The following is a 23201-nucleotide window of genomic DNA, read 5'->3' on the forward strand; positions in this document are numbered from 1 at the left end:
ACAGTCGCGGCTCGGATAATTAGCTTAATGGCGGTGCCCCTAATACATTGTTATAAATAGTAACCATTTTTTTTGCATTCGCTTTAATGTCAAAATGTAAAAAAGCTTGTTTTTGAGCATTAATTCCTAAGCGCATTCTCTCATCAGGGTTTGTTACCAATGCATCAATAGCATTGGCAAGAGATGCAGCGCACGCGGATTTTATACAAAGACCCGTTTCATTGTCGATGATTGTATCCGATTTTGGATCACTGATCGCAACAATGCTTGGAATGCCATATAGAGCTGCTTCAAAAACAGGTCTTCCGGCTGCATTAAGATAGGAAGGAAAACATAATATATCTAAATCGCTGTATATTGATCGAACATCTTTAACAAACCCTTTAACAGTAAAATAATTTTCTAATTGATGTTGTTTTATATAAGCTAACATGTCTCCCATAATATCATCTGAAAACCCCAACTTCTTATATACCCAAGCCATAAGTCCTTTAGATGATCTTGCATTTTCACCCACCACTACAAATTGAGCTTTAATCTGTTTTTCTTGGATAAGAATGCGAGCGGCTTCAAGATACTCATAAATTCCTTTTAAACGAAGAAGCATGCCGACAATACCGACTTTGGGTAACTCATTCCCCGCAACTAATGATTTGGCAGGGATATTTTCGGGAAGATTAATACCATTATGGATTACCTGGATAGTTAAATATTGGGGTAAGGAGCCTTTTACTGTTTCGTCAATGGCCACAATGGCATCTGCTTTCTTTTTCAAAAAATTAAATAGCCATTTTGTACGTCTATCCTTAGCGTCTCCTCTTTGGACTGACCTTACGTGAACAATCAAAGGGCATTTAAACAGTTTTTTGGCAATAGTGGCTATCGGCAGTAAAGTAATCTCATTTGCATGGATGATGTCAAAATGGTTTTTTTGTAGTTTAATTTTGAGTAATGCACAGATAGTGGGGAGCAAGTAAACTAACTCTCGAAGCAAGATTATCCAACGCAGCCCTTTGTAATGACTATATAAGGTATTGTCAAACTGAGAAACTCCCATGCAGGAGTATGTTTTCATTCCGGCGTCTAATAAGGCTTTTTGGGAGTAGCCTTTGGGGCAGAGAGCCGTTCCTTGTACTCCAAGTAACTTTAATTGGGTATAAAGCTCAAGTAAACTTTTGGTAGAACCACCAAACGATGAAACTCCATGAAGATATAAAATATTCATTAAAAAATAATGGATTTGGTTAGTTAAAAACTTATGCAATGATAGGTGTAAAATAAATTTAACTCAATAGAGAGTTTAATCGGTTGCTATAGTAAAATGTACATCATTAACGGTTGAATATAATAAGGTATTATGTCTAAAATTTTAGTCACTGGTGCAACAGGTTTTGTTGGTAAAGCGCTTGTACCAGCATTGGTCCATGCTGGTCATGAGGTAACATGCGCTGTCACCCGCAAAGTTGATTGGTTAAATACGGAACAATATTTGATCAATAGAATCGAAGATCCCCAAGATTGGAGTAATGCTTTAAGTGGGGTTGAGGTAGTTATTCACTTGGCTGCAAGAGTTCATATCATGAATGATAAGTCCCTGTCTCCTATTGATGAGTATTGTAAGGTCAATTCAGAAGCTACAAAAGCTCTTGCTGAACAAGCAGCCTTATGTCGGGTTAAACGCTTCATATATTTAAGCTCCATTAAAGTGAATGGTGAGTTTACAAATGGAACAGCCTTCACAGAGGAAGTTATTGCGTTGCCTGAGGACCCATATGCGTTAAGCAAGTATTATGCGGAACAACATCTACAAGAAATATGTCAAAATACGGGAATGGAATATGTTATTTTGAGGCCACCTTTAATATATGGGCCTGGTGTGAAAGCTAACTTTCTGAAAATGATCAAATTAGTACATAAGAACGTTCCTATGCCTTTTAGAAATGTTAAAAATCGAAGAAGCTTTTTGTATTTGGATAACTTGATCTCGGCGTTATGTTTGATAGTGGAGCATGAGAAAGCAGCCAATCATGTTTTTTTAATATCAGACAATGAGGCTTTATCAATTAGCCAGTTGCTAAAATTAATTGCGACCCAATTCCAGCAGAATCCTAGATTATTTCCAGTACCTATAGGGTTAATCTCAGTCTTTTTAAAGTTAGTGGGTTTAAACGGGGTTTACATAAGGCTATTCAGCTCTTTGGAGCTTAGTACGAATAAAATCAAATCTATCCTGAGTTGGTCTCCAATCTATACGGCAGAAGAAGGCATTGCACGTACTATAACCTGGTATAAAATTGATAGAGCAAACTAAATAAACTTAGGTATCATGTTAAGTTGTTTTAATGAGCTCCTGAATGCTGAGCTCAGAAATATTACTTTTATATATTATTATTCCAAGACAGATCGCAAGCCCAGACAGCAAACTAAATAAGACAATAAGATTTTTAGTTGCTTTTCTGCTTATTATTTTGGTTTCAAGAGGTAGAGCAAATACGAAGCAATTAACCTTGTCTATGGATAACTTGTGGTCTAAGTACGCAGATATGTTTGCCTTTTCAATTTCTAAGCGCTTTATTTGATCAGCATTTTTTATTGGTGAAATTTCTGTAAGGAGTTTTATTTTATCATTTCTAATTTTTATTAAATTCAATCCAATTTTCTTTTGCTTTTGGACATAATCAAATAGCACTTTGTTATCTATTAGTGATACATATTCTAATAAGGCATTTTTAGACATTTCCTGATTATCTGATGTTAAAGATAGGTATATGTAACCATCAGGCTTCTCTTGTACTAAAACAGTATTTTTTAAACTTTGATTAAAAGGTTTTTCTTTATAAAAACCTTCAATATTCTGGGCGTTTTTTAATTCGTTTTTGAATTGTAAAAATAGCTTAAATTCAGGATTGTAGTGTGATTCCTTATTGTTCATATATATTAAATTATATATATTTGGAAATAAATACAAAAACTTCTCGGGTTTTTTTAAGATAATATTAGTGACATACTGTGGCTTTAAGTGACTAGAGAAATATACTCCAGTGAACAGAGAAAAGGAGATGATAAAAAAAATAGGCCATTTCAGGTTGTATATTTGTTTTAACAGGTATAATAAATTAATTTTTAAGTCTTCGGATGTTCTTGATTTAATGATTAGAAAATCTCTAGAGTTAGGTGTTAAACTCAAAGTATTGGCCGCTTTTGTTTGCATCATGCCTTTTTAATATGTGCTAAAAGAAAATGAATTTTAAGAAGATTGATACCTATAGTCAATAAATTGAAAATAGGATTTAAATAGAGGTGCATTACAATATGAATAACTGCTGAATTTTAATTATGGTTTGACATGGATATAAAGACCTTGTTGTAATATGATTCACTGAATTTTAAAATCCTCCCATTTCTTTTGTTATTGAGCTTTGACTATGATTGAAAAAAAAGACACACAAAAATTATATAACTTACCGAGTGAAATTCGTTTTTGTAAGAAATGTACCGTTTCAAATCAGCGTCCAAGAATAACTTTTGACGAAGCAGGGGTATGCAGCGCTTGCAACTATGCGGAGTATAAGAGGACTAAAATAGATTGGAGTTTTCGAGAAAAAGAGTTATTAGATTTGTGTGAAAAGCATAAAAAATATGATGGTAGCTATGATGTTATTGTCCCTTGTAGTGGTGGTAAAGACGGTAGTTTCGTCGCGCATCAACTTAAATATAAGTACGGCATGAATCCATTATGCGTAACTTGGGCCCCACTAATTCCTACTGAAATCGGCCGTAAAAACTTAGATAATTTTATACGTTCTGGTTTTGACCACATATTAGGAACTCCAAATCCTAAAACAACGAAACTACTAACAGAACTGGCTTTTAAACATTTAGGAGATCCATTTCAACCATTCATTTATGGTCAAACAAACTTTCCTCTGAAAATGGCTATCCAGCATAAAGTTTCTTTAATAATGTATGGAGAAAATGGAGAAGTTGAGTATGGTGGGTGCATGAAAAATGCCTTTTCACCGACTAGAGAGATAACAGATCACGATAAGCACTATTTTTCTGGAATGCCTCCAGAATTTTGGCAACAATATGGTATTTCTGAAATGGATCTTTCGCCATTTCAGTCTCCGAAATTTGAATTAATTCAAAATAATAAAACAGAGATACATTTTTTTGGTTATTATAAATTTTGGGATCCTCAAGAGTGTTATTATTATGCTAAAGATAATACTGGGTTTACCCCAAATCCTGAGCGCTCGGAAGGCACATATTCCAAATATGCCAGTTTAGATGATCAAATTGATGGGTTTCATTATTATTTAGCCTATATAAAATTTGGAATTGGTCGAACCACATCGGATACAGCGCACGAAATACGAGATGGAAAAATTGATAGGGAAGAAGGAGTGGCATTGGTCAAGCGCTATGATGGTGAATTTCCTGCAAAATACTATAATGTATTTTTGGAGTATTGCAATATTACTGAGAATGAGTTTATCGAAGTGATAGATAGCTGGCGAAGTCCACATATTTGGGATTTTGTTGATTCAGAGTGGCGATTAAAAAAAGCAGTATATGATGTTTAGATATCTGTATATGATTCTCGTTTTTTTTATTGCCCTTAAATGTTGAATTTTAAAAAAAATGTGAGTATTTATGTTTTAGGGAACATTGGAGTAGCAATGATTCCCTTTTTTTTATTGCCTATTTTGACGAGATATTTGTCCCCGGAAGAATATGGAAATGTTGCGATCTTCATCACGTTAATCAGTTTATTAAATCCAATTATAGGGTTTAATGTTCATAGTGGTCTGTCTAAACGTTGGTTTGATCAAGACGTATTTAAAATCTCAGAATATCTATTTTCTTGCGTATTAATACTAATTATCAGCACACTTTTTGTGCTCGTGCTTATATTTTGTGCTAAAAACGCACTCGTTCAAATAACTGGAATAGATCCATTTTGGATGTATTGTGTAGTTGTCGTAGCTTTTTTTGCATTTTTGATTCAGCTCAGGCTAGTGATTTGGCAGGTACAGGAAAAACCTAAACCCTATATTATTTTTCAGTTTTTTTTAGGTCTAATCAATTTTAGTTTAAGCATCGTATTAACAATTTTTCTATTAAAAAGCTATCAAGGTAGGTTAGTTGGATATACTGTTACAACAATTATCTTTGGCCTTATGAGTTACTTTTCTTTAAACAGAGAATTTAGATTCAGTTTAAAAATTAATTTTGAGTATATGAAGGATGCTCTGTCGTTTGGTTTACCACTTATACCCCATGTAATTGGGGCAATGCTTATGCTTACAATTGACCGAATGATTGTAAATTATAAATTAGGGGCTACGAGTGCTGGACTATATATGGTAGCTGTTCAGATTGCATTAGGATTTAATTTATTAAATGAGTCGTTCAATAAAGCGTTTGTTCCAAAATTGTTCGCAATTCTAAAAGAGAATGACTTCAGTAAAAAAATAGCTATCATAAGGATGACTTATTATTATTTTGGTTTATTACTGTTAGCTCCATTATTTTCTGTACTATTAGGTCCATCAATAATTTTGTTTTTAGCGGGCCCGAATTATATAGAGGCGGCAAGTGTTCTAAACTGGCTTATATTAATGCAAGCCTTACATGGGATGTACTATTTAGTCACTAGCTACCTTCATTATGAATGCAAGACATATGTTATTTCGATTATTACTATTTCTTGTGGGGTAGTTAGTATATTTTTGACTTTTTTAGTAATAGAGACTTGGGGTTTAGTTGGAGCTAGTGTCGGCTCTGCTTTTGGAATGCTATTGGAGTTTTTAATTACTTGGGGAGTAGCTGCTAATGTCCACCCAATGCCATGGACTTCTGTGTTTAGATTTAAAAAAGCAGATTATAAAAAGGTTGAATTATAACGTTCGAAATCTAAACTATTCTAAAGTTTTATAATACCACTGAGTGGTTATGGGACTAATGAAATATGCGTAACTTTGATTTTAGCAAATATGAACATACTGGGTTATTCACCTTATTTCTTTTGATTTCTCTTTTTACACTTATTACTATCGGCCAAAATGAAGTGGTTGAAATAGGTTCTGTTAAGTATTTAATGATACTTATTCCAGTGTTTCTAGTATCCATAGTAATGTTTCAAGAGATTTTTTTTAGCATAATTTTTAGAGCCTGGCCTTTAATGTTAATGGTCCTGGTAGTACTAGTTTGGGGATGCATAAATAACAATATCCATTCATCTTTTAGGTTAATACTATTTTTATTAATGATTTCATGGCTAGAAATAAATAGTACAAAGCTCAAAATTAAGGCATTATTTAAAATCTACTTTCTGCTTGTTTGCCTATCTTTTTTTGTTTATTTTTGTACGGATATTTCTCCATGGAGTGTAATTGTTGGTACTTCGAACGATGAGTTTGGGGATTGGCGAGTTTCCTTTTTTCCAAATATAGCTAATACAGCATTTCTATCCCTTTTTGTGTTCATTTTATGCACTAAAGACATTGAAACACTAAAACAGAATAAATTTATTTGTGCTCTGAGTTTATATTTTGTTATATTTTCTTATGTTAGGACGGCTCTATTATGTTTAATTTTATACGCTACTTTATATTTGCTTTTAAGAAAAATAAAAAATAAATGGATTTTATTTCTTTTATCTCTCTTAGCAACTGCACTGTTTACCCTCTTCATTGGTTACTCGCAATTAATTATTTATAAATTTAAAGATCTGACCATAGTTAGTAAATTCTTCTTAAGGGGCCAGACAAACTTATCAACCCATGATATCTATGTGCAGATGTATAGACCCTGGGTTTGGAAAAACCAGTGGGAAATATTTAAGAACAGCCCCTATTTTATGGGTAGGGGAATATATAATTTTAATGATTACATTAGCTCTGGTTTTAGAGGAAAAGGGTTTGAAGAAACAGATTCTGTATCATTTTTGCTAGGGCTTTTAAGTTCTTATGGTTTATCAGCCCTAATTTTTTACTATTATATGCTCAAAAAAAATTATTTTAATGCAGCTCAATCTGACGCATGGGCTTGCACTGTGTTTAGTCTTATTATTTTTATTTCAATGCAATGGGGTACTATATTTCATCCTTCCAGTGCTTTTTTTGCGCTGTATTTCTTGGTTTTGATAAAAGGGAAAAAAGCATTTATTTAGCAATTGGAGGATCATTCTTGTGTTTAATTTATTAGATATGTTTTTTAGGTGAGTTGGCTTTAGAAGTTAGCTAAAGTAGAATAGCCAACAAACTAAAAATTAAGCTTAATATGAGATTTTTACGTTATTGTATTATTGGTGTTTTGGTAAATCTCTCGGGTTACCTATTGTACATAGGGGTAACTGAAATTGGATTAAGCCCCGAAGCAACTATCACTTTTTTGTACCCCATTAGTTTTCTCATGTCTTATTTTTCGCACTACAAAATTTCTTTCATGTATGCAGGGAATATGCAGACAGCCTTTATAAGATTTGCTATGGCTCATGTTGTTGGATTATCTGTGAACATATTTATGCATGTATTTTTTACCAAGTTTTATAATTATCCCCATCAAATTGTTCAATTGGCAGCCATCCCAACTGTTGCAGTTGTACTATATTTATTGCTTAATAACTTTGTTTTTCCTAGAGAGATTAAAGCATAACGAAGATATAAATTTGGATCTTGAAATTAAGATCTAAGATTATCGGCAATTTCTTTAGGAGCTTGGCCACATTCACGCATTTTAATGACTTTTGCAGGAATGCCCACTGCAACTGAGTAAGCTGGAATATCCCTAGCAACAACTGATCCCGCTCCTATAATGGCGCCTTCTCCAATTTTAACACCGGGAAGAATCGTGCTGTTGCCACCTATCCAAGTGTATTTACCAATAACCACAGGGGCTGATGTGTCTGGTAAGGTTAAATCAGAGTAATCATGTCCTGCAGAAAAAACCTTTACATATGGGCCCAGAACTGCATTATCTTCGATTATAATCCAGCCTTCATATGATCTCATTGAAGGAAAGAATTGACACCCTCTGTTAATGGCAACTTGATGGCCAATTGATATACGCCATGGATATCTAAAGTAACATTTATAATCTATCATGCTTTGTTTTCCATACTTCTTAAAAACTAAATAAAACAGTGGCTGTCTAAGAAATTGTGGAATTAAATCAATCAAGATAAATAGCAAATTTGATACATAACTGTATATTGAAAAGAAAATTACGGTATAGCGAGCGGATTTTATTTTTTTAGGCATGGTTATTTGTGTCTCATTCAAAAAAAGCAAAAGCATATTCAATATAAAAGGGATTATTAATATCTATTATCTTTATTAAATTTGGGTTTGTGTATTCCAATTTGGAGGAAAATTATGAAAAAACAAATTGATATACATTAGCTATAGTATACAATTCCAATCAGCGCAGAGGCAAATAGGGTTTTTTATTTAATGAAGAAGAAAATTGCAATCTTACAGTCAAATTATATTCCATGGAAAGGGTATTTTGAGCTAATTAAATCTGTAGATGAATTTATTATTTATGATGACGCACAGTTTACCAAAAATGATTGGCGTAACAGAAATATAATAAATACTAATTCTGGATTGCAGTGGCTAACTATACCAGTATACCATGACCACTTGGACCAAAAAATTAAAGATACCAAAATTGCTTTAGCTGCCTGGAATCATAAGCATTGGCAAAAGCTCAGACATACTTATAGTAAAGCCCCTTACTATAAAGAATTTTCTAGCTATTTTGAAGAGATGTACCTCAGCTCAAATGAAACGTATTTAAGTGAAATAAATTATAAATTTATAAAAGTCATATGTGATTTATTTCAAATTAAAACAAAAATACTGCTATCCTCTGATTTTTCACTTACAGGGGACCGGTCTGAAAAATTATTGAATTTATGTAAGGATTGTAAAGCTGATATTTATGTAAGTGGCCCTAAAGCAAAGGAGTATCTAAATACAGAGCTTTTTGAATTAGAAAAGATTGCAGTTGATTGGTTTACTTATGGAAATTATCCCACATACCCACAAATTGCCAGCGATTTTAATCACAATGTATCGATTGTAGATACAATATTCTGTGCTGGGGTTAATCAAAATCTAATAACTAAGAGTTAATTATGCAACTTTCAATCGTAACTACACTTTACTCCTCATCAAAATATATCCATGAATTCTATAATCGAATGACTAAAACACTACATAATTTAAAAATAAAAAACTATGAAATTATTTTAGTTAATGATGGTTCGCCTGATAATTCAAAAAGCATTGCCTTAGATATTTGCAATAGTGATAGTAGGGTGCACTTAATTGATTTATCAAGGAATTTTGGACACCATAAAGCAATGAAGTGCGGCCTACAAGAGGCAATTGGAGATATGGTTTTTCTTATTGATGTAGATTTGGAAGAAGAGCCTGAAAACCTAGAGCTATTTATAAACGCAATAAATCAAGACATTGAAACTGATATTGTTGTAGGTATTATCGAGGAGAAAAAATCGACTTTTATTAAGAGATTTTTTAGTAAATTATTCTATAAGACATTCAATTTTCTATCCAATACAAAAATTAAAAATAATGAAGGTGTTTCGCGATTAATGAAACGAAATTATCTGAAAGCTCTTTTAAGCTATAATGAAAAGGAAATTTTTTATCCAGCTATATGGATTGATGCTGGATTTAATAGAAAAGAAGTTTTAATCACAAAAAATTATGATGGTTTTACAACGTATACATTTAAGAAGAGACTTGAAATGTCTGTTGAAGCCATTACCTCCTATAGTAATAAGCCACTAATATTCATATTTTACTTAGGTCTTAATTTCATATTGCTTTCACTATGCTTAACAATATTTCTAATTATTAAAAGGGCAACTAATCAGAATATCCCTATCGGATGGACCTCAATTGCAACGCTTATTCTCATGGTTGGTGGTGTAATTACTTCTTCTCTAGGTATTATAGGAATATACTTATCTAAAATATTCACAGAGGTGAAGGCAAGACCAACTTATCTAATTCGGCGAAAGTATAACAATGGGCATTTAATAAATTTAATAGGATTGGAAAAAAAGTATGATGAAGACACAATATGCCAATGAAACAATCGAAGCAAATATTTATGTACATTCTAGTTTGGCTAAATCAGGAGAATATCAAAAAAGCCCCCATTTTTATCCCGAAAACAAAGAAAAGGTAAGGAAAAATATTTTAAGATGTATTGATATGCTACCCAATTTAACTAATAGAAAAATAATAGATTTTGGATGTGGAACTGGATTTATTATCGATCTGGTATGTGATTTATTTGAAGAAGTACATGGTGTAGATATAACTCAAGATATGATGCAACTGGTCGATCTTAGCCCTGGAAACGTATTCCTCCATGAAAGTTTAGCAGAAAACACCCACTTTAAAGAGTGCACTTTTGACTTTGCTACAGCTTATTCATTTATGGACCATTTATCTAGCGTAAAACCATTTCTATTGGAAGCACACAGAGTACTTAAGAATGGTGGGGTATTGTATTGCGATTTAAATCCAAATCGGGCATTCATTGAGAAAATGCTAGAAATGGAGAGAATGAATACAAATATAGAAAATCCTATTATTAAGAGGGAAATTATAGGTGCTCTACATAATGGAAATTATTATGAGGAGAATTTTGGTTTAAACGCTTCAATGCTTGAAAAGGCTGAGCCAATAAAAACAAATCAGCTCGGTTTTGACCCTAATGAAATTGAAAATTTAGCTAAAGAAATTGGGTTTAGCAAATGCATTACTGAGCATGATTGGTTTTTAGGGCAGGGCTTATTAATTAAGCAAAGTAGTAAAGAGGAAATAACTCAGATTGAAAATTATTTAAAAGTTATTCTGCCTTATTCCTCAGACCTATTTAAGTACTTGAGATTCATATTTATTAAATAAGAGTGTGTGGATTATGGTTAGGGATTTAAAAGCAGATTTTAATGATGATGGACTTCTAGTAATAAAGAATGTATTAGATAGAAACGATATTTTAGTCTTATTGGAAGAATTAGAAGCGGCAATCGAAGAGGATAAGGTCAATTATCCAAATGTATTTGATAAGGGTATGGTACACAACTGCATGGCCCGAGGTGTTCACATGGCCAAGTTATTAGATAATCCGACTTTGAATAAATACGTAAAAAAGTTACTTGCTCCAACCTGTATTGTGTACGCATATCAATCATCGTCACTTTTTCCTGGCAACGGCAATTATGGAAGTAGGATTCATGTAGACAGCCCTCGATTTATTCCAAATTATATTACTAATCTTGGGGTTATTTTTCCTTTAAATGATTTTACATTAGAAAATGGTGCAACGTATTTTCTTCCAGGATCACATAAGTATGAACAGCTGCCCAGTGAAGAATTCTTTTATAAAAATGCAAAACGTGCATTATGCCAAGCGGGTGATATGATTGTTTTTCATGGTCGTTTAGTTCATGCAGCTGGCCATAATAATTCTCTAGAAACAAGACACTCTTTAACCATTAATTTATGCAGATCTTACATGCGTCAGAGATTTGATTTTCCACGGCTGGTTTCTCAATATACTATTGATCAATTAGGGGATGACGGTAAAAGATTGATCGGAATGAATGTAAGGATGCCAACAAGTCTTGATGAATTTTATCTTCCAGAAGAACATCGATTATATAAATCTAATCAAGGTTAATCGCATGAGTAAATTGCTAATATTTGGATGTTCCAGCCTGGGGAAATTAGCTTATCACTACGCAGTAAAAAATGGTTTACACCAAGTAGAAGCTTTTGTTGTAGATGATGAATTTAAGACCATGGACCTTTTTTTCGGAGTTCCAGTCATTTCATGGTCGCATTTAATTGATAATTATTCTTGTGATGAGTATAAATTTTTTCTTGCTCTTGGTTATAAACAAATGAGAAGTAGGAAGTTAGTTTTTGATAGAATTTCTAATAATAATTATCAATTTACTAACATCATTTCACCAAATGCGGTAGTTGAGAGCCCAGAGTTAATAGGATTTAATAACTTAATAATGTCAGGTTGTGTGATAGAGCCATTTGTGAATATTGGATCGAATAATATCTTCTGGTCTAATAGTACTATCTGTCATGATGTAATTATAGGCTCGCATAATTTTTTTGCTGCTAACACAACTATAGGTGGGTTTGTTAAAATAGGGGATCTTAATTTTTTTGGGTTTTCTGCTACTGTTTTTGACCATATTAGTATTGGAAACGAAACTGTTATTGGTGCTCAATCCTTAGTAAAGAAAAATACGATTGATTTTGGTATTTATATAGGGGTCCCTGCCATATACAATAAAGCTGTAGATAAAAATATCGGTATCAGTATCTAAGCGCAAAATTTGAGTACTTGTAAGATCATTTAAAATAGAATTAAGCAATAAATATAATACTCACTGTAATTATAATTAAAATTGATCTAGGATAAAAAACCAAGTAGAACAGTTTGTATTTTTGAGCTTTGAATCAAAGAGGTTTTTATAATGTTGGAGTTCTCTAAAGAAAAGGGAATAAAAAAGTCTATTTATGCATATTCTACGCTACTTATATTACCGTTGCTTGGTAGCATTTATATAATATCAAGATTGTTATACTTGGATGCTGATATCCCTTGGTGGGATATTTCTTATTATTGTCAAATTGATGAACTTTATTATACAACATATGCATTCCAGTTATTTCAAGGTATTGATCACCGCTTGGTAAACTATATTTCTGGAGACTACATTAATGGGACAAATTTAATTGAACAACTTTTTACTTACATATCTCTTGTATTTTTGGGAAATAATTATTATGGCTTGAGAATGCCATCTGTTTTCTTAGGCGCATTCTCCTTAATTACGCTGTACTTAATTTTTAAAAAAAGGTTTGGTGTTTATATAGCATTTTTTAGTGGTTTTATTTTTATTGCTTGTTCAGGATTTCTTCTGGCAACAAGAATTGCAGAGCCTAGTATATTCAAAATAGGTTTTATGTTTTTGGTTTTGTATCTATTAAATGGAAGAAAAGAACATCAAAAATACTCTCTTTTCCTAGATCTTGGTATTGGTTTTGTTGTTGGCTTTTCTGTTTTCTTTGTATACCCGACCAATTTTTTTATAATTCCATCAGCTATAGCAGTTTATCTTTTTTCTCCGAGGTCATTAAAGCAAGGTGTTTTTAACAAAAATAATGTAATGCTTATTTCGGGAATTGTTTTATCTTTGATTTCATACATAATATTCCTATACCTTTTTATCGAAATGGATTTTGACTTCTATAGCATATTAACCCCAAGATTATATAATCCTAAAAAGGTGCATTTTCTTTTACATTCTTATCATACGATTATATCTATTCTTGAAGATTCTTCTTTTTTTAAAAATAGCTATTTCAAAATTCTCTTTGAGGTAGCAATTGTATTTTGTATTTTGAAAATTATTGTTAATTCGCTATGGTTAGGGGTATTTGCATTTAAAAAAGATAACCCTAAGAAAGTGCTTAGAAATTACCTGATTCTAAAAAGTTCAGATAGTAAATTCCAAACAGATATAATAATGTTTATGTTTTTTTCATTTCTTGTAGGTCAAACACTTTTTTTAAACGATTATCCTCAGAGAAAACTCATTATATTATTCCCTTTTGTGTTATATATTTCAGCATATTTTATATATTCAGTGAAAGACAAGCTAAATAAGTACTTTCCAAAATTACAATTTTTATTTACCTGTGTTACAAGCATAATGTTAAGCTTCATTATTATTTTAGATATAAAGATTTCATATAATATTGTTTACAAAGCCCCCACTTTTGATTACAAAACAGCGATGGAGTCATTAAATAAGAAAGATCTAGATTTGGTTGTTGGAGGTTGGTCATTTGGATTTAGATTATATAATAACTTTCATACTGCTATTAATAAATGTAGTTATTGGTACCAAAAAAGGAGTGAGTATTATTCCTTAATCAATTCACTATCCAAACAATTTGTCAATGTGAAAGTAATTGAATATATGAACGATGAAATCAAAAATGATTTATATCGAATAGGATTTACTCCTGAAAAAGTAATACTTAAATCAACTGACAAATCATATCCGGATGTTGCAATCTATAGACAAATTGGGACCGATTAGGATATAAGTTAAAAATTCATATTCTAGTATGGCCTTAATGGGAATTTTTATACAGATTGTGTATATAAATCAACAAAAAGGGTGTGTACAGTAAATTTCTATAAATAATGATGTATTTAATAGAAAATCAACAATACACAAAATAATCAACAAGAGAAAAAATTAAAATTCTAAAAGAATTTAACTTAAGAAACTAGCATGAAGCAACTTACAAAATTCAATTCATGGAAAAAATTATACGACTTAAAAAATAAAACTCGGATTGATTTTGCTAATGCTTCGAATGAAATCTTGAATTATCACATAGATAACTATACAAGGCAAATTGGCCCTGTCTTTTATGACTTTTCCCGTCAAATGCTAAATCCTGTGATCTTAGATACTTTAGTTGACTTGGCGGTTGAAGCTAATTTACAAAAAAAAATTGAGAATATGATAAATGGTGAGAAGGTTAACACCACTGAAAATAGAGCAGCTCTCCATAGTGCTTTAAGAGAGTTTGGAAATCAGTCCATCTTTGTGGATGGGATTGACATTATGAAACCGATATTGGCAACTAGAGAGAAAATAGAACTAATATCAGAACTCATCCGGAGCAAAAAATGGGTTGGTTATTCAGGAAAACCAATCAAAGACATTGTGAATATTGGAATTGGGGGATCCGATTTAGGTCCTCGATTTTGTATTAATGCTTTAGGTCAGTATGTTTCATCTGAATTTAAATATCATTTTATTTCTGATGCTGATCCTGATAGTTTTAAAAAAATTGCAAATTGCATTGACCCTCAAACTACATTATTTATTGTTTCCTCTAAGTCGTTTACAACTCCAGAAACCTTATTAAATGCTCGTAAAGCACTATCCCTTTATGATGGCTTGAAAGATAGAAATAGCGATTTATTAGATAGGCATTTTATAGCTGTTACTACTCAACCAGAGAAAGCACTTAAATTGGGTATTAAACACATATTACCTATATGGGAATGGGTTGGAGGTCGTTTTTCACTTTGTTCAGCTATAAACTTAATTACGGCTATTGCTATAGGGTATGAGCAATTTCAACAATTGCTACTTGGTGCAAATAAAGTTGATAAGCATTTCTTGCAAACAGATTTTAAGGATAATATTCCTGTATTAATGGCCTTAATTGGAATATGGAATATAAATTTTTTAAATATTCAAAATTTAATAATTCTACTATATGCGAAACAGCTAGAATTTTTTTCTCCTTATATTCAGCAGTTAGAAATGGAGAGCAATGGAAAAACAATAGATATTAATGGTGATATCGTAGATTATTCTACTGGTCCAATTGTATGGGGGGGGCTTGGTAACCAGGCACAACATAGTTATCTCCAGTTACTTTGTCAGGGGACGCATAGATGTACTGGTGATATCATCAGTTTAAAAAAATACGAAGATGAGCTTATTAACTCAATGTGTGAATATAAAATGAATGTGTTAAGTAAAGGATTAAACACTGGTACTCCTGGTGCATATAAAGGCAACAGAATTATGCCCCTAAACCATATAAGCATATTAGATCTTACCCCGTTTTCATTAGGTACCTTGGTTTCATTATATGAACATAAAGTCTATACCCAAGCTGTAATATGGAATATTAATCCATTTGATCAGCCTGGTATTGAGCTTGCTAAGCTATTACATCTAGATGCCCCGATCACTGCGTAACTTTCAATGAGGTTATATTTATTTTGTTTGAAATTACGACACTTCTATTTTATCGAGAGCTTTTTTTCTAATTTAATATCAATGTGATAACTTTTTATAATTACATTTAGTCTTGTGGCTTCACTGTATTTAAGTTCTAAAAACATTTAATAATTTATAAATTGATGTAAAATCTATCTTCTATATTTCCCTATATTGAGATGTTATAGAACAACTAACAATTTGTTGCACGATAATTAAATAATTGGCGTTATTAAATTCAAAAATAAGAACTTTTATGGAAAAGAAATTAAAAATCCTAGTAACTGGCGGAGCCGGTTTTATTGGCACCAACCTCATTCGCTTTCTAATTAATAATACAGAGCATTCTGTTTTAAATATTGATAGTTTAACTTATGCAAGTAATATTAATTCATTGGAAAGCATCGCGAATCACCCAAGATATAGTTTTATTAAAGTGGATATATGCTTTGAGGAACAAATCAGGCAAATTATTAAAGAATACCGTCCCAATGCAGTTATGCATCTTGCAGCAGAAAGTCATGTAGACAATTCAATTGAAGCTCCAGTAAATTTTATTAGAACTAATGTGATTGGTACTTACAATTTACTCCAAGCTACTCTCGACTATTGGTATTCTCTAGGATCTAAAGAGAAAGAAGGGTTTCGCTTTCACCATATTTCAACTGATGAAGTCTATGGGGATCTCAAAATATCTGATTCTCCTTTTACGGAAGCGAGTAGTTATAATCCTAGCTCGCCCTATTCAGCCTCTAAAGCAAGCTCTGATCATTTTGTTAGAGCTTGGGGTAGGACCTTCGGCTTGCCAGTTTTGATTACTAATTGTTCTAATAATTTTGGTCCTTTTCAGCATCCAGAAAAATTAATTCCTAAAATGATAATCAATGCATTGAATGGGAGCCCACTTCCGGTTTATGGAAATGGAAAACAGATGCGTGACTGGATATTTGTCGAAGATCATGTGCGAGGTTTGTACGTAGTTTTAATAAAGGGGTTACCAGGAAATACATATAATATTGGTGGAAATTCTGAGTTGGAAAATATTTGTGTTATTAAAAATATTACTGACTTACTTGATGAATTACTTCCACGAAAAATAGAATCTCAATTATCCTACTCAAATTTAATTACCTATGTTAATGATAGGCCCGGCCATGATATCCGTTATGCAATCGATTGCACTAAGATGAAAACTGAGTTGAATTGGTATCCAATAGCAGATTTTAAAACATCTTTACGCAAAACAGTTGAGTGGTACATTCAAAATCAAAGCTGGTGGTGTAAATTTAATAATTTAAGTCAAGGTGTTGTTTCCGAGAGCTTATAGAAATGTATTCAAAGTTGGTATTGTGTTCCAATTCAATTCAGGTTTTGTACTTTAATATCGAGATTATCTACAAACAATAAGGTTAAATTTCATGGAATTTGATAGTAATTTCACGGGTAAAACTGAAAATACAAATGAGTATAAGGGGATTGTACTTGCAGGAGGAACAGGTACTAGGCTTTATCCAATCACCCAGGGAATATCTAAGCATCTTTTGCCTATATACGATAAGCCTATGATTTATTATTCACTGTCGGTTTTAATGCTAGCCAAAATCAGAGATATTTTGCTGATTTCAACTCCTGAAGATATCGGTTTGTATCAACGCCTATTAGGAAATGGGGAGAAATTTGGTATTAACTTAACTTATAAAGTTCAGCCTAGCCCTGGAGGAATTGCTCAGGCTTTTATTATTGGAGAAGAGTTTATTGGAACTAATCCTGTTTGTTTAATTTTAGGGGACAACATATTCTACGGTCAGGGTCTAACGACTAAATTACAAAATGCTAAACTAAGGTCCAATGGAGCTACTATATTTTCATATCGAGTAAAGGATCCTGAGCGATTTGGTGTTGTTACTTTTGATAATGAAATGATTGCTGTATCAATAGAAGAAAAACCCAAAAATCCTAAATCAAACTACGCAATCACGGGATTATATTTTTATGATAACAAAGTTGTTGAAATTGCAAAATCAATTAAATCTAGTTATAGAGGTGAGCTTGAGATAACTTGTGTCAATCAAGTATATCTTGAAACAAATCAGTTAAATGTAGAAATTTTAGGTCGGGGATCTGCTTGGCTAGATACTGGAACTCATGAAAGTTTACTTGAAGCTGGTTTGTTTGTTCAAACTATAGAACACCGGCAAGGTTTAAAAATTGCTTGTCTAGAAGAAATTGGTTTTCATAATGGTTGGCTTTCAAAATCTGACTTGTCCAAATTAGGTAATGAATTGAGCAAAAATGTATATGGTTCTTATCTATTGTCTTTGCTCCAGGAGAGTTAATGAACTCAGTGTCACGGGATCAACAAATAGTATTCAACAGCCCTCCATATACTGGTAATGAACTAGAGTATATTAAACTTGCAATCCAGAATAAAAAACTTTGTGGTGATAACTACTATTCAAAACTTTGTGAGTCTTGGTTTGTAGACCAATTCAAGTGTAATAAAATAATGCTAACTCCGTCTTGCACCTCAGCGTTAGAACTTGCAGCTCTTCTTATAAAAATAGAGCCAGGTGATGAAGTGATAATGCCAAGCTATACCTTTGTTAGTACAGCAAATGCGTTTGTGTTGAGAGGAGCAAAAATAAAGTTTGTTGATATAAACCCAACTTCTATGAACATTGAGCCTGTTCTAATAGAGCCAGCGATTACTGTCAAAACCAAGGCAATTGTAGTCGTTCATTATGCTGGAGTATCTTGTGATATGGAGCTAATTATGTCAATTGCTAATAAGCATAATTTGTTTGTAATTGAAGATGCTGCCCAAGCAGTTATGAGTAAATATAACAATCAGCCACTAGGTACAATAGGCCATCTTGGGTGTTATAGTTTCCATGAGACAAAAAACTATACCTCGGGTGGCGAAGGTGGAGCACTTCTTATAAATGATCCCCAATTTAATTCAAGAGCAGACATTTTAAGAGAAAAAGGTACAGATAGAAGTCTTTTTTTAAAGGGGCAGATCGATAAATACTCATGGAGAGATATAGGTTCAAGTTTTTTACCAAGTGAACTTCAATCGGCTTTTTTATATGCACAACTATTATATGCCGAAGATATTAACAAACAGCGGAATAAAATTTGGAATATGTATTATACTAGTTTGCGAAGTGCAGTTGCAGAGTATGGCATTGAAACTTCCGAAATTCAGCCAGGATGTGATCAAAATGCCCATATGTTTTTTTTAAAATTTGCAGACATTGATGAACGATCTGATTATATTCGTTTTATGAAGAAATTTAACATACAAACTTCATTTCATTATGTACCCCTTCATTCAAGTCCGGCAGGATTGAAATTTGGTGAGTTTCACGGTGTAGATAACTATACTTCTAAAGAGAGCCAACGATTGGTTCGTATACCGCTATGGTATAACTTACCTGAAGAGGATGCTTTATATGTTATTGAGAAAACCCTAAGTTATATTGAGTCTAGAGGTTAATTATTATCCAAATATTAATGGCTAATGTTATAAATTAGCGTTCTGGTTTTTACTTTTATTTAAATTAATTTTTAGTTCTTCAACAAGCTTGGTGTTAAGTGATTCCCATCTAGACAACATGCGTCTATTAGCTTTTAGTGTTTTATTTAGAGTGCTTTCAGTTAAAGAGGAAGCTATGTTGGAAATATTATTTAAATTCTTTTCATCAGATATATAATCTAAAATTAAATTGCCTAGTGCGTTTTTAAAGTGAAATGGATCCCAGAACCACTTCATTGAACGTATAGATTCTGACGAATCAGGTAGTCTTTCTGATGAGATATAGTTAATCTTATTAAATGCCCAAATTTTAAATGGATGTTCAGGATATTTCTTATTATGCTGATCTATTAGTTTACCTATTCTTACTTGCCATTCTTCGTATTTATCCCATAAATTGAGTAGTTTGTATGTTTCAAGTAACCTTACATGCTCAGGCGCAATAACAATAACTAATTCTGTGTTATTTTTTTCACAAATATCAATAATTTTGCTTAGATAGTTAAACGTATTAACATTACTTTGAGGGTTTTTGAAAGAATACTCTTTTTGAGGGGGCGGAAAAAATGTTTCTTTATTATAACTTTCTACAAGCTCAAAATTTTTTTTATAGCCCTTTAACTTTGAAATTTGTTTTTCTCTAAAATTAATCATTAGTTGTCCATTATTTTGATATACATTGTCAGCGTTTTGTCCTTTTATTGTTTCAATGCTTGCTTTTAATGCGTCGAAAGAAATAAGTGTGGATGAGAGAGTGTTTAACGAGCGTTGGCTTTTGGTTTCATTTTTATCAACGTTTAAAATTGTTTCGTCAAAATCAACTTTATTATCAAGATAGGCATTGAACATAAAAAAATTAACGACCAAAATAACTTTTTTTAGTGGCTTAATTGATTGCGCATGTTGCAAATATCTCAAAACTTCATAAATATTTGCTCCTGGTAGACCAAGGTTATATGAATTGTTTTTGTCAGCGCTTAATTTATCGGGGTCAAATCCTGTTTCTGCGGTAGAGGATCCAAGAATTATGTATTCAGGCTTCTTCAGTTGGATTGCCATGGCTTTAACTAATCGCAAATGGGTCGAAACAAGAGGTTTCTTTTCAAAGTATTTAAAATGGGGTGGGTTATAAATATCGTATGGGTTAACAAGCCAATTGACAGCAATGATGCAAATCGCAAATACAGTAATAAAAAACAAATATGATAATGTGAATTTTTTAAATTGTTTCAATGTTATTAACCCTAAAATTTATAATATAAAAATTCACTGACATGTCCTAAAGCGAGAAATGAAATAATGGTAAGCATAGCGCATATTGCAGCAAAAGAAATATTAGGATTCCATTGAAAAATTTGATATTTATAATCGCTAATTTCATTAGGATAGGTTTCTATAGCTGGGGTCCATTTTTTTAATAATTGTTGTGTATTTGGAGCAATAAAAATGATGGCCCCAGTGGCTATAATTAACTCAACTAGAACTTTAATGTCATGCATTGAATAGATATTGGGTTTGATAGTTAACTTACCGAATATTAAAGAATGTATTATACTATTTCCTGCTGAAATAGAATCAGCTCTAAAATACACCCATCCAACCATTACCGCAAAGAAAGTTACACCTTGTGCCAGGATTTTATACCAAGCGCTATTAAAATTGATTAATGAACTAAAGTACCCGGATTTAAAATACTTCCAAAAGTGGTTTATTACTAGGTAAATCCCATGAAGTGCTCCCCAAACTATAAATGTCCATGCTGCTCCATGCCATAGTCCGCCGATAAGCATTGTAATTAAAAGGTTAGTGTATCTTATTAAGGAGCCCTTTCTATTTCCCCCTAAAGGTATATAGATATAATCTTTAAGGAAACGGGATAATGTTATATGCCATCTTCTCCAAAACGTAATAATGTCCCTGGATTTATAAGGTGAATTAAAGTTTAAAGGAAAAATAATTCCAAACATCCTGGCTAAGCCAATAGCCATATCAGAGTATCCTGAAAAATCAAAATAGAGTTGAAAAGAGTAGGAGATACTTCCTAGCCATGCTTCAATAGATGTTATTTGCCCCTGAGACGCTGCACCAAAAATAGAGTTTGCATAGGGAGCTAAAGAATCCGCTAGAATTGTTTTTTTAAATAAACCGATGGAGAATATAGACAGCCCAATTGCTAAATTTTCCCAAGAAAATAATTTCCTTAACTTGTTTTCAAACTGTGGCATTATTTCTTTATGATGCAGAATTGGTCCTGCCATTAAGTGAGGGAAAAAGGTAATGAACAGACCGTATTTAGTTAAATCAGGGGAATTTATTTTTTTTTGATATCTATCAGTCAAAAATGCTATCTGAGTAAAGGTGAAAAATGATATGCCAAGTGGCAAATCTATTATCTTGGAATTGAATGGAATATTGAGTAAATAGTTAATATTTTCAAGTAGAAATTGGCTGTATTTATAATAAACGAGTAACGTAAGATTTCCTATTAAGCCAAAATAATAAATACCCGCTTTTTTTTCCATTAGCAAGCTAGTTAAATAATTAAATAGGATTGAAATTAACAGTAAAGGTAAGTAGTTGAAATTCCAGTAACCATAAAAAAAAAGTGATAGAACAACTAAAAAAATAATGGTGTAGTATTTATTATTTAATGATTGGAATGCAAAAAACAGAATCAAAGAAAGAGGCAAGAAAAAAATCAAAAATGAATATGAGTTAAAAAGCATCTACTTTATTAGACCTTGATTACTATAAAGTTATGAATCATATCAATAAGGTTAAACTTTGACAATTTAAAGAGCAAAGCTTTTAATATCCTATGGAAGCCCATAAATCTGATAGCACAATTTCATGGACTTCAATGAATCGTCCAAACTTGCTAAGCTGATATCCTTTCCATTGAAATACCCAAGAATTTGCTCTGCTTGAAAATGTAATCCTGGTTTAAATTCGAGATCCACAGTATTAATTTGGACATCATTAATAATCCTATCGCCTCTTTTCTGGATTTTTAAGGTTTCAAGGGGTCTCATTTCCAAACGATAATCGTGATTAGTAATGCTCATTGACCAAGGTCCAGGGCCATTCCATACTGCTTGATACACACCTATATCGCCACTGTCATATTGAAGTGTGGCCACGACGTAGCTTGGTTTGGATGCATTCCAAGGTATTGTTGGTGTTAGTGAAATAAGTTCTCCCCGACAAAATACATTGAAATAGTCGATAAGATGAATCGAATTAGCGAACATCCAATTTTTAGCAACCAATTCTGGTTGGCCCATTTGAAGGGCGGCTTCAATGTCTTGTTGATCTAATATGGATACCAATCGTGGGTATGGATCGGCATCATTTAAATAACTTTTGGCTATTCGAGTAGACGAATACGATCTTCTATTGAACGCTACAAAGGGCTTGTGATCAGCTTCGAAAGCTATTTTACTAATTAAACAGGCTTCTTCGTAGTTATATCCTACTGGTTTTTCAATAAAGCAAAGCCAGGGGTATTTAAAGGCTTGTTTACACACATCCAATAGTGAAAGTTCATTTACGGCAATGATGACTAAATCAGCCTGTGTATGTTGATACATTTCTTCGATTGTACTAAATACTTGGGCATTATAATCAGATGCGAGTTTGGTTGCTTTTTCTAAACTCCTTGAACAAAAGCCTTTGATAGCAAATTCATCAAAACTGCTAAATGCTTTTGCATGTTCAGTTGCCATGTAACCGGCACCAATTATTGCTACTCTTATCTTATTCATA

Annotated in this window: 21 protein-coding genes; 15 read left to right on the forward strand and 6 right to left on the reverse strand. The window is 32.4% G+C overall.

Annotated features, from left to right (window positions below):
* Positions 1–19 precede the first annotated feature (19 nt).
* A complete protein-coding gene (locus Lwal_RS01090; RefSeq protein WP_065235635.1) occupies positions 20–1225 on the reverse strand; it encodes a glycosyltransferase family 4 protein in 1206 nt (401 codons plus the stop codon).
* 132 nt (positions 1226–1357) lie between these two features.
* Between Lwal_RS01090 and Lwal_RS01095 the strand changes: the two genes are divergently transcribed.
* The gene (locus tag Lwal_RS01095) at positions 1358–2311 is read left to right on the forward strand and encodes an NAD-dependent epimerase/dehydratase family protein (RefSeq protein WP_058479087.1); all 954 of its coding nucleotides are present in this window, start codon (positions 1358–1360) and stop codon (positions 2309–2311) included.
* 18 nt (positions 2312–2329) lie between these two features.
* Here the strand turns inward: Lwal_RS01095 and Lwal_RS01100 are convergent, their stop codons facing one another.
* A complete protein-coding gene (locus tag Lwal_RS01100) occupies positions 2330–3214 on the reverse strand; it encodes a hypothetical protein (protein ID WP_133141219.1) in 885 nt (294 codons plus the stop codon).
* A gap of 211 nt (positions 3215–3425) precedes the next feature.
* On the opposite strand from Lwal_RS01100, the gene Lwal_RS01105 reads away from it, so the two are divergent.
* The 4 genes from Lwal_RS01105 to Lwal_RS01120 all read left to right on the forward strand — a co-directional run bounded on the left by Lwal_RS01105 (position 3426) and on the right by Lwal_RS01120 (position 7662).
* Positions 3426–4586, forward strand: coding sequence for an N-acetyl sugar amidotransferase (locus tag Lwal_RS01105; protein WP_065235633.1), 1161 nt, complete (start codon positions 3426–3428; stop codon positions 4584–4586).
* Between the two features lie 39 nt (positions 4587–4625).
* On the forward strand, positions 4626–5909 hold the full coding sequence (locus Lwal_RS01110) for a lipopolysaccharide biosynthesis protein (RefSeq protein ID WP_058479089.1): 1284 nt from the start codon (positions 4626–4628) through the stop codon (positions 5907–5909).
* A gap of 65 nt (positions 5910–5974) precedes the next feature.
* The gene (locus tag Lwal_RS01115) at positions 5975–7177 is read left to right on the forward strand and encodes an O-antigen ligase family protein (protein WP_058479090.1); all 1203 of its coding nucleotides are present in this window, start codon (positions 5975–5977) and stop codon (positions 7175–7177) included.
* Between the two features lie 110 nt (positions 7178–7287).
* Entirely contained in the window at positions 7288–7662 is a 375-nt protein-coding gene (locus Lwal_RS01120) for a GtrA family protein (RefSeq protein ID WP_058479091.1), read from the forward strand.
* A 26-nt stretch (positions 7663–7688) separates the two neighbouring features.
* Here Lwal_RS01120 and Lwal_RS01125 read toward each other — a convergent pair whose 3' ends face one another.
* Positions 7689–8267 (reverse strand): acyltransferase, encoded by a 579-nt coding sequence (locus Lwal_RS01125; RefSeq protein ID WP_058479092.1) that lies wholly within the window; start codon positions 8265–8267, stop codon positions 7689–7691.
* A gap of 192 nt (positions 8268–8459) precedes the next feature.
* Between Lwal_RS01125 and Lwal_RS01130 the strand changes: the two genes are divergently transcribed.
* The 10 genes from Lwal_RS01130 to rffA all read left to right on the forward strand — a co-directional run bounded on the left by Lwal_RS01130 (position 8460) and on the right by rffA (position 19397).
* Positions 8460–9146 (forward strand): WbqC family protein, encoded by a 687-nt coding sequence (locus tag Lwal_RS01130; protein WP_058479093.1) that lies wholly within the window; start codon positions 8460–8462, stop codon positions 9144–9146.
* A 2-nt stretch (positions 9147–9148) separates the two neighbouring features.
* Positions 9149–10132 carry a glycosyltransferase family 2 protein gene (locus Lwal_RS01135; RefSeq protein ID WP_058479094.1) on the forward strand — a complete coding sequence of 328 codons (984 nt, stop codon included), beginning with the start codon at positions 9149–9151 and terminating at the stop codon, positions 10130–10132.
* Positions 10107–10958 carry a class I SAM-dependent methyltransferase gene (locus tag Lwal_RS01140; RefSeq protein WP_058479095.1) on the forward strand — a complete coding sequence of 284 codons (852 nt, stop codon included), beginning with the start codon at positions 10107–10109 and terminating at the stop codon, positions 10956–10958. The genes Lwal_RS01135 and Lwal_RS01140 overlap by 26 nt, the downstream gene beginning before the upstream one ends.
* Positions 10959–10971: 13 nt before the next feature.
* Positions 10972–11733, forward strand: a complete 762-nt coding sequence (locus tag Lwal_RS01145) for a phytanoyl-CoA dioxygenase family protein (protein WP_058479096.1) — start codon at positions 10972–10974, stop codon at positions 11731–11733.
* 4 nt (positions 11734–11737) lie between these two features.
* A complete protein-coding gene (locus Lwal_RS01150; RefSeq protein ID WP_058479097.1) occupies positions 11738–12400 on the forward strand; it encodes an acetyltransferase in 663 nt (220 codons plus the stop codon).
* Positions 12401–12550: 150 nt separating this feature from the next.
* Positions 12551–14185, forward strand: a complete 1635-nt coding sequence (locus Lwal_RS01155; protein WP_058479098.1) for an ArnT family glycosyltransferase — start codon at positions 12551–12553, stop codon at positions 14183–14185.
* Positions 14186–14383: 198 nt separating this feature from the next.
* A complete protein-coding gene (gene pgi / locus Lwal_RS01160) occupies positions 14384–15877 on the forward strand; it encodes a glucose-6-phosphate isomerase (protein WP_058479099.1) in 1494 nt (497 codons plus the stop codon).
* A 244-nt stretch (positions 15878–16121) separates the two neighbouring features.
* Entirely contained in the window at positions 16122–17225 is a 1104-nt protein-coding gene (gene rfbB, locus Lwal_RS01165; RefSeq protein ID WP_238584275.1) for a dTDP-glucose 4,6-dehydratase, read from the forward strand.
* Positions 17226–17316: 91 nt separating this feature from the next.
* Positions 17317–18234 carry a glucose-1-phosphate thymidylyltransferase RfbA gene (rfbA, locus tag Lwal_RS01170; RefSeq protein ID WP_058479101.1) on the forward strand — a complete coding sequence of 306 codons (918 nt, stop codon included), beginning with the start codon at positions 17317–17319 and terminating at the stop codon, positions 18232–18234.
* The gene (gene rffA, locus Lwal_RS01175) at positions 18234–19397 is read left to right on the forward strand and encodes a dTDP-4-amino-4,6-dideoxygalactose transaminase (RefSeq protein WP_058479102.1); all 1164 of its coding nucleotides are present in this window, start codon (positions 18234–18236) and stop codon (positions 19395–19397) included. Before rfbA ends, rffA begins: the two co-directional genes overlap by 1 nt.
* 27 nt (positions 19398–19424) lie before the next feature.
* On the opposite strand, the gene Lwal_RS01180 is transcribed toward rffA, so the two are convergent.
* The 3 genes from Lwal_RS01180 to Lwal_RS01190 all read right to left on the reverse strand — a co-directional run bounded on the left by Lwal_RS01180 (position 19425) and on the right by Lwal_RS01190 (position 23200).
* Positions 19425–20669, reverse strand: coding sequence for a hypothetical protein (locus Lwal_RS01180; RefSeq protein ID WP_058479103.1), 1245 nt, complete (start codon positions 20667–20669; stop codon positions 19425–19427).
* A gap of 11 nt (positions 20670–20680) precedes the next feature.
* A complete protein-coding gene (locus tag Lwal_RS01185; RefSeq protein ID WP_331712952.1) occupies positions 20681–21958 on the reverse strand; it encodes an MBOAT family O-acyltransferase in 1278 nt (425 codons plus the stop codon).
* Positions 21959–22252: 294 nt separating this feature from the next.
* Positions 22253–23200, reverse strand: coding sequence for a Gfo/Idh/MocA family protein (locus Lwal_RS01190; RefSeq protein WP_058479105.1), 948 nt, complete (start codon positions 23198–23200; stop codon positions 22253–22255).
* Between the last annotated feature and the right edge of the window lies 1 nt (position 23201).

Source organism: Legionella waltersii, assembly GCF_001468085.1.
GTDB classification, from domain to species: Bacteria; Pseudomonadota; Gammaproteobacteria; order Legionellales; family Legionellaceae; genus Legionella; species Legionella waltersii.